The following is a 14,853-nucleotide window of genomic DNA, read 5'->3' on the forward strand; positions in this document are numbered from 1 at the left end:
AAGCTCGTCCTAGACCGGAAAAAAGGTTGAGACTGTTTAATTGAGTTTAAAGTAAAATGTTGCTCCTGCATCGGGTGTGCTTTCGGCCCAAATTGTACCGCCGTGGCGATGAATAATCCGCCAGGCGATCGCTAAACCGATGCCTGTGCCTTCAAATTCTCTCTGGGAGTGCAATCTCCCAAAGGCTGCAAATAGTTGATCGGCATATTCCATCTCAAAACCGACACCATTATCCTTGACAAAAATCGTTCCATCTGGTAAAGCATCAATAACTATGGTAGCTGGATTGCGTCCGCGACTAAACTTGACTGCATTGCTAATCAAGTTGCTGAACACCTGTTGGAGTAAGGTAGGATCTCCCGTCACCACAGGTAAATCTCCGATTTCAAATTCAACGGTTTGGGGAGTTTGCGTCAAATCTGTGACTGTTCTGGGTTGAGCCAATTTAATCGCAGTTTGTACCAACTCGGTGAGGTCGATCGGAATTTGGATTAACTCGGTGCGCCCCACCCGCGAAAGTGCTAGCAAACCGTCAATCAACAGACTCATTTTTTGGCTACTGTCATCAATTACTTGCAGATAATGAACTATTTTACGATCGCCCAGAACCTCCATTGATTGTAGTCGCTGTTTCAAGGCGTTGACAAAACCTGAAATGTGTCGCAAAGGAGCGCGCAAGTCGTGGGAAACAGAGTAAGAGAAAGATTCTAGTTCTTGATTGGCAAATTCTAATTGCTCTGTGCGTTCTGAGAGAGCTTTTTTGGTTTCAACCAACTCAGTTATATCGCGAGAAGTCCCAATTAAAGCATAAATTTCGCCTCCGGGATTTTTGAGGGGAATTTTCAAGGTATCATAGTAATGAGTCCGCCCTTCCAAGTTCAATTCTTCCTGTAAATGTAAAGTTTCACCAGATTCAAATACTTGCATATTTTCTCCATAAAACTTTTCGGATAGCTCTGGTGGAAAACATTCAAAAACAGTTTTTCCTTGCATCTCTCTTGTACTTTGAAAGCCCGCCATTTTTGCCAGAGATTGGTTAACAAAAGGCTGACGCATATTTTCGCGTTCTACAACAAAAATGCGATCGGGCAAAGCATCAAAAAAAGTCTCTAGTTCAGCGGTACGCTGGGCGACTTGAGCTTCTAAAGTTTCGTTAAGTTCTTGGAGTTCAGCTTCCGCTCGTTTGCGTTCGGTGATATCTTGACCAATGCCGATACATCTCCCGTCGGAAAGACGAATATTTGCCCATGAAGTGTCAATAATTCGCCCATCTCTAACTCTAGTTTTAAAGTCGCCCCACTTCTTATTGGCTGCTTGGATTTCATCCAAAACGTATTGGCGGTATTCTGGTTCGGGATAAAATTCGGCAAAGATATCGCGGCCTTTCATTGCTTCACAACTCCAGCCGAGCACTTGTTCCCAGTATCGGTTTACCCACTCTATTTCACCACTGTCGCCCAAGAATGCGAGCATGACTGGTACGTTGTCGAAGATAGTTTGCAGCAGTTCTTTTTGTTGTTTTAATGATGCTTCGGCTTGTTTGCGATCGCTGATATCGAGTACAGAGCCGATAACTTGCTTAATTTGTCCGTCTGGGGTTCTTTTAAAGATTGTAGACCGATCGTGTACCCAACGCCATTCCCCATTTTTATGTTGGATTCTGTAGTCTATATCATCTGTTTCGTGAATGTTTGTGCTGTTTGCTAGCCGCTCAATACCAGCTATTAATTTTGACATATCGTCAGGATGAATTAAGGTGGATAGGGCTGCATTACCCATTTTTTGCAACTCTTCTGAAGAGTAGCCAAATATAGATAATGCTGCTTGATTTGCATAAATATTTTTCTTTTCTAATACATCATAAATGTAAAGGTAATTGGGAATAGTTTTTAGGATACTTTCCAAAAGTTCTTGATGTTTTTTCAGTTCGGCTTCTGCCTGTTTTCGCTGAGTTAAGTCCAGCACAAAACTGACACCAAACTGCTGAGAATCTTCGGAAAATGCCGCCCCCAGCAGGACATGAACGCGACTGCCGTCTCCTCGGATGTATTCTTTTTCAAAGGGAGTAGCTTTGCTGGTGACTTTTAGTTCTGCTACTTTTGCTTCGTCTTGGGTGCGATATTCTGGTGGTGTAATTTTTTGCCAGTTCAATTTTCTGCTTTGCAGGTCTTCTCGCGGGTATCCAATCATATTTAAGAAAGCATCGTTTGCATCTGTAATTTCACCGTGTATATCCCAAAAAAAGATGCCGATCATGTTAGATTCAACAACGTGCCTAAATTTAGCTTCACTTTGTCGCAACTGGGCTTCTACTTGTTTGAGTTCTGTGATGTCGCGGGCGATACCTAGCACTGTTTCTACGGTATTATTTTGAGTAAATTCGGGAATTACTCGACATTGATAATATTTTTTGCCTGCGGGAGTAGGAAAGTCAAATTCTATGGTTTCTGGTTGACCGGTGCGGAAAACTTTCAGACAAGCTTGGTCCCACAGATGGCAAAGTTGGGGGGACATTCCTAATTCTTGGTTACTTTTGCCGATAAATTCTGAAGCTGGTTTTCCGGTGGCTCGTTGGACTTCTTTGTTGACGTAAAGGTGGCGCAATTCTTGATCGAACCGCGCGATGGTATCGGTGGCATTTTCGGCGATGGCACTGAAAGCTTCTTCCCGCCTGCGCAGTTCTTCTTGAGTGCGTTGCCGTTCAGTGACATCTAGGGCAAAGGAGATAATGGAAACGACTTTTCCTTCTGCATCTGTCTGTGCTGAATTGTTCCATTCACAGTGAATTACCGCTCCATCTTTAGTGTAGTTGCGGTTGTGGCAACTATTGCGGGGTTCGCGACCCTCTAAGAGGTTATTTGTGACTAAGTTGACTAGCTCTAAATCCGCTTCATAGACTATTGATAATTCCTCAAATTGTTTGCCGATTACTTCTGCGGTTTTCCAGCCAAATATGCGTTCTGCCCCGGCTGACCACTGAACGATCCGAAATTGGCAATCCCATTCTAAAACTGCCATCTGTGAGTTGTCCAGATGAAACTCTAGTCGCGAAGTGGCTTGTTTCATTTTGGTTTTTAACTGCTGGCCCAGTTGCTTGACTGTGGCAAGTCGCTCGCCTATTCTCTGTGAATGTTCGGGACTGATTTGCCCTATTAGATCGATAGTTTTTGCTGTTTCTGCTTCTAGTTCTTCCCAAGCTATTTCTAGGGCTGATTCCGCCTGCTCTAGCTCAGTGATGCTGTTGGGAAACAGGGTGGCACTTCCAACTGGAATTTCAGGCATATTTTTGATGTTTAGAAAAGTGTTGATTTCTGGTCATCAATTAATGATTAAAATAATAAATTTAAACTTACTCTTAAATTTTACATTTTTAATCATTAATTGAGCCCCTTAACCAGGCACTGGCGACAGGGTAGACTTGCCTAGTGGTTGGCAATTGCGGTGGATCGACGCTGAACTTCCCCTACCAATGCCTTACCACTGGCTGAATCTGAAAAATCTTAACATATCTTTACAGAAAGTGGTGAGGGAGTTGGGGGCGATCGAAAAGTTGTGGGCGCGAGTTGTGCTTGAGCTCTGGTCAATCGCTTTGGTTAATCAAAAGCTAAAATAAAGTTTAAACTGAATTAAGCTATGGCGCGCATTACCCCGTGGGGGGATGGAAAGAGCAATTAATTGATCGCGGTTGGCTAAATCGTGAAAGCTTACGAAGGGATAACCGCTCCCATGCTCCCGTTGAAGTAAGAAGCAAATGTCTAGACAAGTCTAGGATTTGTATAGCAGCAAACTATTATGCTTACAGGATTGCGTAGCTTGAGATGGTAATTTTCCCATTGAAAGCCGATCGAAAAAGTACATCACGCTAAACAATCCCCAGGTGGTAATAGAAAAAAAAGATTTACTGTGGTTAAAACCACCCGCGTCGTTTCCCTCCTTCGCTCTCACAACTCGCACTTTTTCTCACTTACCGAACTTTTTTATGACTGTTGCTGCAAAAGTTAAAACTGAGTACGAAGCCGTTATTGGTTTGGAAACTCACTGCCAATTGAGTACGAAGACTAAAATTTTTTCGAGTTCTTCCACAGAATTTGGTGGTGTTCCCAACACTAATATTGACCCAATTTGTATGGGAATGCCCGGAGTGTTGCCTGTCTTAAATGAGAAAGTGCTGGAGTATGCGGTGAAAGCAGGGCTGGCTCTGCACTGTGAAATCGCACCTTACAGTAAGTTCGATCGCAAGCAATACTTCTACCCGGATTTGCCGAAAAATTATCAAATTTCTCAGTTTGATTTGCCGATCGCCACTAAGGGTTGGCTCGAAATTGAATTGGTTGATGAAGCAGGCAATTCGACTCGCAAAAAAATCGGGATCACTCGCTTGCACATGGAGGAAGATGCGGGAAAATTGGTGCACGGCGGCAGCGATCGACTCAGCGGTTCTACTTATTCTATGGTAGATTACAACCGCGCTGGTGTGCCTTTGATTGAAATTGTCTCGGAACCAGATTTGCGATCGGGCGCAGAAGCAGCGGAATACGGTCAAGAATTGCGCCGGATCGTTCGCTATATTGGTGTGGGCGACGGGAATATGCAGGAAGGTTCCCTGCGCTGCGATGTGAATATTTCGGTGCGCCCGGTGGGTAGGAAAGAGTTCGGCACGAAAGTGGAAATTAAAAATATGAACTCTTTTAATGCGATCGAACGGGCGATCGATTATGAGATCGAGCGGCAAATTGAAGCTTTGGAAAACGGCGAAACCATATTCCAAGAAACGCGACTTTGGGATGAAAACAAACAGTGTACTTTTAGTATGCGGATGAAGGAAGGGGCAAGCGATTACCGCTATTTCCCGGAACCGGATTTACCTCCGATCGAGGTTTCGAGGGCTCAGTTGGCAGATTGGCAAGCTCAATTGCCAGAATTGCCGGCCGAAAAGCGCGATCGCTATGAAACTGAACTTGCTCTTTCTGCCTATGACGCACGGGTGTTGACGGATGACAAAGCGGTGGCGGAGTATTTTGAGCAAACGATCGCCGCTGGTGCTGCGCCTAAGCAAGCTGCCAATTGGGTGATGGGCGATATCACTGCTTATCTCAAAAACGAACAACTGGCGATCGCCCAAATTCCTTTCAAACCAGATAATTTGGCCGAACTGCTGAAGCTAATTGAGGCTGGCACGATCAGTGGCAAAATCGCTAAGGATATTTTACCGGAGTTGCTAGCCAAGGGCGGTTCTGCACAACAGTTGGTTGAGAGCAAGGGTTTGATCCAAATTTCCGATACTGGTGCGATCGATCGGGCGATCGATGCAGTTTTGGCAGCCAATCCCAAGGAGCTCGAACAGTACCGGGCGGGCAAAACTAAGCTGTTGGGCTTTTTTGTCGGCAAGGTGATGAAGGAGACTGGTGGTAGGGCAGATCCCAAATTGACCAATGAGTTGCTAGCCAACAAGCTCAACGGCTAAAGCACTTAGTCCCAAATAATTCTTCAACCCGCGCAGGCGGGTTTTGTTTGTGTAGCCGCGGTTTGTAACCGCCGGGGCTGATAAATATTTTGATTTTTTCAAAAAGGGGGTTGACCCCTCATTGCAGACATGATATATTATGTTATGTAGATGCACCCTGATGGCAAGGAGAGTCGCTTAGGCGACTCTCTATTTTTTTGGCATTTTTCTCTTTTGGCTTTTTTTTGCAGCGACAGGGATGGGGGAAAGGGACTACAGGAAAGTAGCCTACCCATGACTAATTACCGATTACTGATGACCAATTAGGGACTAATATCGACTTTAGTTAAAATTTCACTAATTTTTATAATTATGAGCCCACAAGCTAATGACCTAATCAAACAGGGAATTTCCCAATATCAGGCACGAGAATTTGAAGCAGCACTGGAGTCTTGGGGACAGGCGCTGAGGCTGTATCGGGAAATGGATGACAAACGTCGATCGGGTGCGGCGCTGGGAAATATGGGAGTTGCCTATGAAGCCCTGGGAGATTTGGCGCGTGCGATCGACTGCTATCAACAGCATTTGGTGTTAGCGCGGGAAATTGGCGATCGCCGCGGTGAGGCGAATGCTTTGGGCAATTTGGGCAATGCTTGCTGTGCTCAGTCGAACTTTGACGGTGCGATTGAATACCAGCAGCAGCGTTTGGCGATCGCCCGCGAAACGGGAGACAATCGCGGGGAAGAAGAAGCTTTGGGTAATTTGGCCTTAGCTTTCGATGCCAAAGGAGATTTGCCTGGTGCGATCGAGTGCTATCATCAGCAGTTGGAGCTCGCCCGCGCGATCGCAGACGATCGCATTGAACGCCACGCCCTCAAGAATTTGAAGCTAGCTTACAAGTATTTAGCAAATTACGAGCAAGCTAACTACTACCGACAGCAACAATTGGCGATCGTGCGACAAATGTTTTTAAGTCAGCAAAATAACGATTTTGTACAACTTGCAGAAATGGTTGGTTTGAATCCGGTGGAAGATTTTGCCGGAGCAGATTTAAGCAATTTTGATTTGCAATATGCTGATTTTGCCGGAGCAAATTTGCGGAATGCAAACCTCAGCGGTGTTGATTTTACCCTAGCAGATCTCAGCGGTGCTTTGCTGAGCGGTGCTCTGTTAATTAATGCTACTTTATGCAATGCTAATTTGCGTGATAGCGAACTCAATGATGCTGATTTAAGCGGTGCTGATTTGCGGACAAAGTTGCCACGGGCGAATTTAGAAAATGCCAATTTAACTAACGCAAATTTGAGCAGTGCTTATTTACCCAATGCGAATTTGGCTGGTGCCAACTTGCAGGGTGCTGATTTCCGAAATTCTGATATGAGCGGTGTTAATTTGAGCGGTGCAACTTTGAATGGTGCTGATTTGAGCCGTGCGGATTTGAAAAATATTGTGGTAAAAAATGCCAAGTTTGCTGGTTGTTTGGGTATTTCTGAGGGGGTGAAGGTTGAGTTGATGGAGCGGGGCGGAATTTTTGAGTAGAATAGATAGTATTGGTAATTGTAGAGGGTCAGAAGAGCTATGAATGCCGTAACTGCAAAACGATTCTCGATCGCCGAATATCACCGTTTGGGAGAACTGGGATTTTTCGCCCCTGATGAGCGAGTTGAATTGATTCGTGGAGAAATTATCATCAAGGCTGCTAAAAGTACGTTTCACTCTGTTTGTAATTCGCTGCTGTTAGGAGAGTTGTGCCTAATGTTGAGAAAAAGAGCGATCGTGCGGGGTCAAGAGCCGATTATTTTGTCTGCTGATAGCGAACCAGAGCCTGATGTTGCGATCGCCCGCAATCGCTCTGATGATTATTTATCTTCTCACCCGGAGCCTGCTGATATTTTGTTGGTAATTGAGGTTTCTGATTCTACCTTGAAATACGACAGGAAAACCAAATTATCTCTCTATGCTGAATCGGGAATTTCTGATTATTGGATATTTAATTTGGTAGATATTCAACTGGAAATGCACACCGAACCTTATCAAAAACAAAGAGGTGGTTTCGATTATCGAGTCAAACGAGTGGTTTTGCCGAATGAGGTTGTGGTAATTCCGGGTTTCCCAGATTTGTCTCTCGATTTGTCTTCGGTATTTCCAGTGCAGACTCGTGAGTGAAGATGCTGGCTCGATTTCATTCGTGAGGTCGTTCTCTTCAATCTAAAATCTAAAATCTAAAATCTAAAATTATATGACTGCTCAAACTCTCGCTCGGCAAGAACAAATCGTCCAGCTATCGGGGATTAGTTGGCAAACCTACGAAACTTTGCTTGCCGAAATTGGCGATCGGCAAATTCGACTGACATATAATCGCGGCAATCTTGAAATTATGGTACCATCCCCAGAACACGAACGTTTCAAAACAATAATGGGTCGATTTGTCGAGACTCTAGCGGAAGAATTAGATGTGAAAATTGAGCCTCTTGGTTCTACCACATTTAAACGTCCTGAACTTAGCGGTGCAGAACCTGATGAATGTTTTTATATCCAGAATATTAGTGCAATTAAAGGCAAAAAAAGACTCGATATGAGTCAAGATCCGCCACCTGATTTAGTGGTAGAAATTGATATTACCAGTAGTTCGGAAAATAGCTTGCAGGTTTATGCCGATTTGGGAGTACCGGAAGTTTGGATTTATAATGGATCGCGGCTCAAAATCAACAGATTGGAAAATCAAAGGTATGTTGAGTGCGAGATCAGTTTAGCATTTCCCAGTGTGGCTGTTTTAGAGATTGTCAGATTTCTGGAACTGGCGGAAACAATGGATTATTTGGAATTAGTCAAAGCATTTCGGACTTGGGTAAAAAGCCAAATTCAGCAAAACTAAGGAATCGCAGATAAAATTTAAAAAAATTTACAACTTAAACAGACAAAAAAAGGCTGTGTTGTGATAAATTAGAGATTATAAACTAATTTAAATCTAAACTACAGGCTGGTAGTGCCAGCAATTCTACCCGATATGCGATCGCTACATCACAACAAATACCCAGACTGCTTGTGGATGCAATTAGAAGCAGTTCCGATTCAGAAGAGTGCAACCGAGTTCCAGCACCTCAATCTTTACTTGAGCATCAATTTTAACGAACATTGGCAACCGCTGCTAGGCGGGCGAGTCAAATTTGGACTGCAAGGAGGTACGCTCAAGCTAAATTTGAAAAACTGCGAAATTCCCCTAGCATCGCGTCAATTAGTCGGCGATTTAAACCTAGAACCCGCAGAAACTCAGCCAATTCAAAACAGTATAGAAATTTTAGTGACCGAAAATCGGCCGGAAATTAGCGACGACCCGAACCCCAATAAAATCGCACAACAAATAGACGAAACTGACGGCACTTCCTGTCACGTTTCAACAATAGGCGACGATACAAGTCCAGCTTGGGTTTTTGAGTTAGAACGAGGAAAGCCAGTCTTAAAAGGCTTGCTAACCAGTGCTAAATTGGGAGAAATTACAGCCACTAACTACCGTATTGATGCTACATTTGAAGTGACAAAAGAAGATGTTCATATCACAGATGCTGAGGGTTTGTGGCCGCACGACATCACCCCAAATCAACATTCGGTTTTAGAAAGAATACTGACAGTATATCTGCACGCAAATCAACTCCAACCTGCTCTCAGTTGGGCGCTATTGTGCTGCGATTCATCGGCGGTTGAAAAAGGCGAGGAGGCATTCTTCTCTCAGTCATCAGCCGAATTGCAGAAAATGGTCGATCGCATTATCTCCGCCAAAACCGAAGATTTTGCAGAGTTGGCAAAAATCGCCAATCTCAATCCAGCACAGGATTTCGCGGGCGCTAACCTACGCGGAACTACGTTGAGTGCCGTTGATTTTAGTAGTGCAAATCTCGATCGGGCAAATTTCCGTGGTGCAGACTTAAGCGATGCCGATTTCAGCGACGCCAACCTGCAAAATGCCAAATTCAGCGGTGCAGATTTGAGTGGCGCTTTCTTCGGAAATGCAGATTTGAAAGGTGCAGATTTGTACAAAGCAAGTCTCGCTTTAGCTAATCTTAGCGGTGCGAATTTGTGCAATGCAAATTTGGTAGAAGTCAACCTCACAAATGCAAATCTGGGCGGTGCGAATGTCGAGTCAGCCAGATTCGGGAATAACTCAGGACTTGCGGAGGAAATGAAAGTGAATTTACAGCAGCGGGGAGCAATTTTTGAGGAAGTTTAGTCGCTAAGTGCGATCGAGCTTTCATCCATCCGTCTCCCTTGTGGCACGGGCGTCGGGCCTGTGCGATGGAATTGAACCGTTAAACTACCCCTATTGAAAACTGTTGTCTCTTAATCCCTAGGCTTGTAACTAAATTTCTAGATCGCACTGAACCGTAGCTGTTAAGATTGTAAACAGGCATTTCTTGCCAACACTGACGACAAAACCAGTAGACTTGACTCTGGCGAACGTGGCGGAGCATTTGATTCGAGCAGCAGGGACAGCCTGTCATAAAAACCTCTATTTTAAAAAAAGTGTATTTCTCTCTTGTTGCCAAGTGCTGTAACCAGGGTTGAAGCACCACTTCTATGAATCTAGAGGTAAGAAATAAAGATTTGGTAAAGAATACAAGGTTTTTAAGAAATTGATTCAAATCTAAATTTTTCGTAAGAATAGTCAGAAGATTTTTGGAACCAACTAATATCATTTCCGTTTGCATCGGAATTATTAGTAACCAAAATTAGGAGACGGCAGTGCCCATTAGTGTCAACTTAGGCCTGAAACCCTTGAGAAATCTCGTTTATATCCGAGTCCAGATCCCCCTAAATCCCCACCCCCCCCTAGCCCCCCCACCCCCCCCTGCCCCCCCCCAAGGGGGGATGGGGGAAGGGGGACTTTGAGAAGACTCCTGTCCCCCCCTTCTTGCTCCCCTCCTCGGAGGGGCTGGGGGTGGGTTCTCTTTGCTAGGGGGGATCTAAGTTTAATAGTCAAACAACAGTCTCTGACTGGATTTGACCTTAAGTTGGCACCAATGGGCAGTGCCGTGTCCCTGCCCAAAATAACATTGTAGGGACACGGCACTGCCGTCTCCTCTGTTATTCCGGTGCAACCGGAATTGATATCAGTTGTCAGGAATTGGTAAAGATTCAGCGATCTTTACCAAATTTCACAAAGATTATTAAAGTTATTCTTCCCATCCCAAAATCTTTGCCACTTCTTCTTTCAGGGTGATGACTGAGAATGGTTTGGGAATTACCCCGGTAACGCCCATCTTGGCAAATTTGGCCATATCGCTCGGCAAGACTTTCGCTGTCAGCAGAATCACCGGAATTGATCGCGTCATCGGATTGGACTGGAGGCGATCGTACACGGCAAACCCATCCATTCCCGGCATTGATAAATCCAGCAAAATAGCATTAGGTCGTTCTGTTTGTAGGATTTGTAAACATTCTTGTCCTGATTCGGCCACCAGGGTGTTCCATCCCGCGAGGTCTTCCAGGCACAACTGTACCAGTTCCCGGAGGTGTTCATCATCATCAACGATCAGAATTTGCTTGCCTATCATCTTGTTTTCGCGCAGGAGAGTCCCATCACAATTAACCACTTCCAAAGCATTCATTTAGTCTGCTCCTACTATGCAAGGAGCTTTTAGCTGCATAACAAGAGGCTAGATAGCAACGGTAAGGAATTGGTAAAGATTCAGTATTTGTTACAAAATTTCACAAAGATTGTTAAAGTAATTAATCCCATCCCAAAATGTCTGCGACTTCTGCTGTCAGGGTGGCGGGTTGGATCGGTTTGGGAATTACCCCGGTAACGCCCATCTTGGCAAATTTAGCCCGATCGCTCGGCAACACTTTCGCTGTCAGCAGAATCACTGGAATCGATCGCGTCATCGGATTGGACTGGAGGCGATCGTACACGGCAATCCCATCCATCCCAGGCATAGATACATCCAACAAAATAGCACTAGGTCGTTCTGTTTTGAGTATTTCCAAACATTGCTCTCCCGATCGGGCCACCAGCGTTTCCCATCCTCCTAAATCTTCTAGGCACGCCTGCACCAGTTCCCGGAGGTGTTCATCATCATCAACAACTAGAATTCGTCTGTCTATCATGCGATTTGGGATTTGAGATTTGAGATTTGGGATTAACCCTAAAATTCAATGGTAGGCAAAGGTAGGGTAAAGAAAAAAGTGCTGCCTTCACCTAAGCTACTTTCAGCCCAGATTTTTCCGCCATGTCGCTCAATAATACTCTGACAAATTGACAACCCTAACCCAGTTCCTCCTTTTTCACGGGAATCGGAGGCATCAACTTGCTGAAATCGGCCAAAAATCAGTTCTAGCTGATCCGCAGGAATGCCGCGCCCCCGATCGCAGACTTGGAATAGCACAAAGTCTGTCTGGATTTCGGCGCTGAGGTGGATTGTGGACTGGGCGGGCGAGAATTTAATAGCATTACCGAGCAAATTTGTCAAGGTTTGGATAATAGTATCTGGGGCGGCCCAGACTTCTACATCGGTGGGGGTAAAAGTTAGGGTGATCTGCTCTTGAGTCGCGATCGCCTGTATCCGCTCAATTGCTTGCTGCATCAAATCTGCTGCTTTGCAAACAGTTTTCTCCAAAACCGCCCGCCCGGAGTCTATGCGCTCCAAATCTAAAATATCATTAACCAGGTTCACCAAACGATGAGTATCGAGTAGGGCAATTTCAATCATCCGTCGGGATTTTTCGGGCTTTTTATCGTAAATCCCAGTTTGTATTAGTCCCAGTGACATTTGAATTGCTGTCAAAGGAGTCCGAAGTTCATGGCTGACAATCCCAATAAATTCATCTTTAATCTCATCAACTTTTTTGCGTTCGGTAATATCTTCACCAATGCTGATATTGCCAATGATATTTGACTCGGCATCTTGCAGCGTTGTACTGTTCCAAGCAATGAATCTTTCTTCACCGGATTTAGTCAAGATCGAATTCCGATAATAGGGATGAGCATTGTGGGTCAAGACTTCCGAGAAAACGGTTTTAACTGATTCTTGACTAGCAGGAGGTAAGAAGTTTTCAAACCAATTTTCGCCCAAAACTTCTAGGTTTGTATATCCCGTAATTTTTAAGAAGAAAGGATTAACGTAATTGACATTTCCCCCTATATCAAGTCCGACAACAATCAACTGCACGTTATCCAAGAGCGATCGCCAGCGTCGTTCGGCTTCTCGGATCGTGGCTTCGGCTTGCTGACGTTCTTGGAGTTCGACCTGAAGTTGTTGGTAGAGTTGGGATTGCTGAATGGCGATCGACAATTGGCTGGCAATTTGTTCGAGCAATTCTACTTCCCAGGATTGCCAATTGCGAGGTGTAGTATTTTGGTAGATGATTAACAATCCCCAGAGGAATTCTCCCGAAAAAATCGGGACTGCCATATATGCTTTGGCTTGAAACTGTTCCAAGAGTTGGACATGACAGGGATGAAGTCCAGCAGCGCCAATATCTGCAATCGCAAAGATTTCATGATTTCGGAAACGACCTCCTTGAGTTTCTTGCAGATAGATATCTTCACAAACTTTTTGCAGATACCCTCCTACCAGTTTTACCCAAGCTTCACCAACTGACTCGACCACAAAATCGCCGCTCCAATCCAGATTAAAGCGGTAAATAGCAGCGCGATCCGTTTGTAATGTCTGCCTGACTTCAGCCACAGCAGTATTCAGAATCACATTGAGGTCTAAAGATTGGCGAATCGCTTGAGTAATGCTCCAGAGCAACTTTTTCTGTCTCGATTTCTGTAGTAAGACTGCTTCTGCTTGTTTGCGATCGCTAATATCATTGTTGATTTCTAGGATCTTAATCGGTCTGCCAGCATCATCTTTTTGGGCAACCCAACGGCTAGATACAGTAATAGCGCGATCGTCCTTGGTGAAATGAATTACTTCTCCTTCCCAATAACCTTGTTCTAACAGTTGTGCTTCAATCTCAGCCAAAGGTTGAGGAAACTGAGTTTTAAAGAAAGTATGAGACTCTTGCCCGAATGCTTCTGCTTTTGTCCAACCATACATAAACTCAGCGCCCTGATTCCAAAAGGTAATCACCGAGTTTAAATCCCAGGTAATAATACTATCATGGGCTAAATCTAGCAGTTGTGCTTGTTCCTCTAGCCGTTGATAGGCGTGTTCTTTTTCTAGTAAGGTAACTAACAGGCGATCGTTTACCTCGGTTAGTTCTGCTGTTCGTTCTATTACCCGTTGTTCCAGTTCAGCATTAAGTTGTTGTAGGGCAATTTGTGCTAGTTGGCGCTCTCTCAATTCCGCTTGTAGTTGCTCAAATAAATCAGCTTGTTGAATAGCAATACTAACTTGTGCAGACAACTGTCGCAAAAGTTCTATTTCTGAAGCTTGCCATTCACGCGGCGCTGTACAATGATGAACAACCAGTAACCCCCACAATTCATCTCCTTTAGTAATAGGAACTACTAAATTTGCCCTGACTTGTAAACTTTCGAGAAATTCGATGTGACAGGGGCTAATTCCAGAATTATAGATATCCGATTTTGCCGTAATTAAACCTTGTCTGAATGGCTCAGCATAGTCTTTCCCAATACAAGGATCGTAAATCAGGAGCGGTAAAATAGCCATACAGCCATCAGCCACCGACTCGACAACAACTTTCGCACCCCAGTCAGGAGAAAATTTAAACACAATCACGCGATCGCACAAAAGAATGTTTCTGACTTCCCTTACCGTAGTGTTGAGAATATCCTCTAGTTTGAGGGAGTCGCGGATAGAAAGTGCTGTTTTGCCAAGGAGTTGCTGTTGCTGTTGTTGCCATTCCCGTTCTCGAATCAGTTGGTTTTGTTGCAGGATATAGCTAATGGATTTCTGCAAGATTTGGGGCGTAATCTGGCTTTTGTCTAAATAATCCTGAGCACCACTTTTGAGTAAATCAACGGCAATTTGGATATTTCCCTGACCTGTGAACATAATCACGGGCAGGGTATTTCGCCCAGTCTGTTGTTGGAGTTGCTGCAACAACTCTAACCCGTCCATATCGGGTAAAAAGTAATCGAGTAGAAAAATATCTGGGATCTGCTGCTGACACCATTCGAGAGCATCTTCGCCGTTATCAAATTCGACAATCTGGTAAGTACGATCGCGATCCTCCATCAAATATCGTCGGTAGGTAGCGCGATCGACCTCTGAATCATCTATTAAGACAATCGTCAAATTTGCCGCGGCGGGTGTTGTCTGTGGTAGGTGAGTTTCGGGATGCGATCGCCCCGTCTGCTTGAAAGTCGCGACTTCCCCCCGCAAAAGTTCTAATTCAGCAATCAGTTGGTCTTGAGTTTTGTCTCTATCTTGCATATTACCCCCTTCTCTTTTCTACTTGTAAAAATAAACTCTTTTGAAATGAATTGTGAAATCTTGTAGGGG

The 14,853-nt window shown here is 44.5% G+C and carries 9 protein-coding genes; 5 read left to right on the forward strand and 4 right to left on the reverse strand.

The window, feature by feature from the left end; all coding sequences use genetic code 11:
* Nucleotides 1-36: 36 nt before the first annotated feature.
* Nucleotides 37-3,282, reverse strand: a complete 3,246-nt coding sequence (locus ACBR23_RS04015) for a PAS domain S-box protein (protein WP_371118515.1) — start codon at nt 3,280-3,282, stop codon at nt 37-39.
* Between the two features lie 697 nt (nt 3,283-3,979).
* On the opposite strand from ACBR23_RS04015, the gene gatB reads away from it, so the two are divergent.
* The 5 genes from gatB to ACBR23_RS04040 all read left to right on the forward strand — a co-directional run bounded on the left by gatB (nt 3,980) and on the right by ACBR23_RS04040 (nt 9,668).
* On the forward strand, nt 3,980-5,464 hold the full coding sequence (gene gatB / locus ACBR23_RS04020; protein WP_371116971.1) for an Asp-tRNA(Asn)/Glu-tRNA(Gln) amidotransferase subunit GatB: 1,485 nt from the start codon (nt 3,980-3,982) through the stop codon (nt 5,462-5,464).
* Nucleotides 5,465-5,815: 351 nt separating this feature from the next.
* Complete coding sequence (locus tag ACBR23_RS04025; protein ID WP_371116970.1) at nt 5,816-6,982, forward strand: pentapeptide repeat-containing protein; 1,167 nt, start codon at nt 5,816-5,818, stop codon at nt 6,980-6,982.
* Nucleotides 6,983-7,021: 39 nt separating this feature from the next.
* Nucleotides 7,022-7,609 carry a Uma2 family endonuclease gene (locus ACBR23_RS04030; protein WP_371116969.1) on the forward strand — a complete coding sequence of 196 codons (588 nt, stop codon included), beginning with the start codon at nt 7,022-7,024 and terminating at the stop codon, nt 7,607-7,609.
* Nucleotides 7,610-7,682: 73 nt separating this feature from the next.
* Nucleotides 7,683-8,318, forward strand: a complete 636-nt coding sequence (locus ACBR23_RS04035) for a Uma2 family endonuclease (RefSeq protein WP_371118516.1) — start codon at nt 7,683-7,685, stop codon at nt 8,316-8,318.
* A 111-nt stretch (nt 8,319-8,429) separates the two neighbouring features.
* Nucleotides 8,430-9,668 carry a pentapeptide repeat-containing protein gene (locus tag ACBR23_RS04040; RefSeq protein WP_371118517.1) on the forward strand — a complete coding sequence of 413 codons (1,239 nt, stop codon included), beginning with the start codon at nt 8,430-8,432 and terminating at the stop codon, nt 9,666-9,668.
* Between the two features lie 943 nt (nt 9,669-10,611).
* On the opposite strand, the gene ACBR23_RS04045 is transcribed toward ACBR23_RS04040, so the two are convergent.
* From ACBR23_RS04045 to ACBR23_RS04055, 3 genes are all read right to left on the reverse strand, one after another.
* Nucleotides 10,612-10,992: a response regulator gene (locus tag ACBR23_RS04045; protein ID WP_371116978.1), complete on the reverse strand. Its 381-nt coding sequence runs from the start codon at nt 10,990-10,992 to the stop codon at nt 10,612-10,614.
* 175 nt (nt 10,993-11,167) lie between these two features.
* Entirely contained in the window at nt 11,168-11,545 is a 378-nt protein-coding gene (locus tag ACBR23_RS04050; RefSeq protein WP_371116966.1) for a response regulator, read from the reverse strand.
* A gap of 38 nt (nt 11,546-11,583) precedes the next feature.
* Entirely contained in the window at nt 11,584-14,784 is a 3,201-nt protein-coding gene (locus ACBR23_RS04055) for a GAF domain-containing protein (RefSeq protein ID WP_371116965.1), read from the reverse strand.
* Nucleotides 14,785-14,853: the final 69 nt, after the last annotated feature.

The sequence above is a fragment of the Microcoleus sp. genome (assembly GCF_041354475.1).
GTDB lineage: Bacteria > Cyanobacteriota > Cyanobacteriia > Cyanobacteriales > Microcoleaceae > Microcoleus.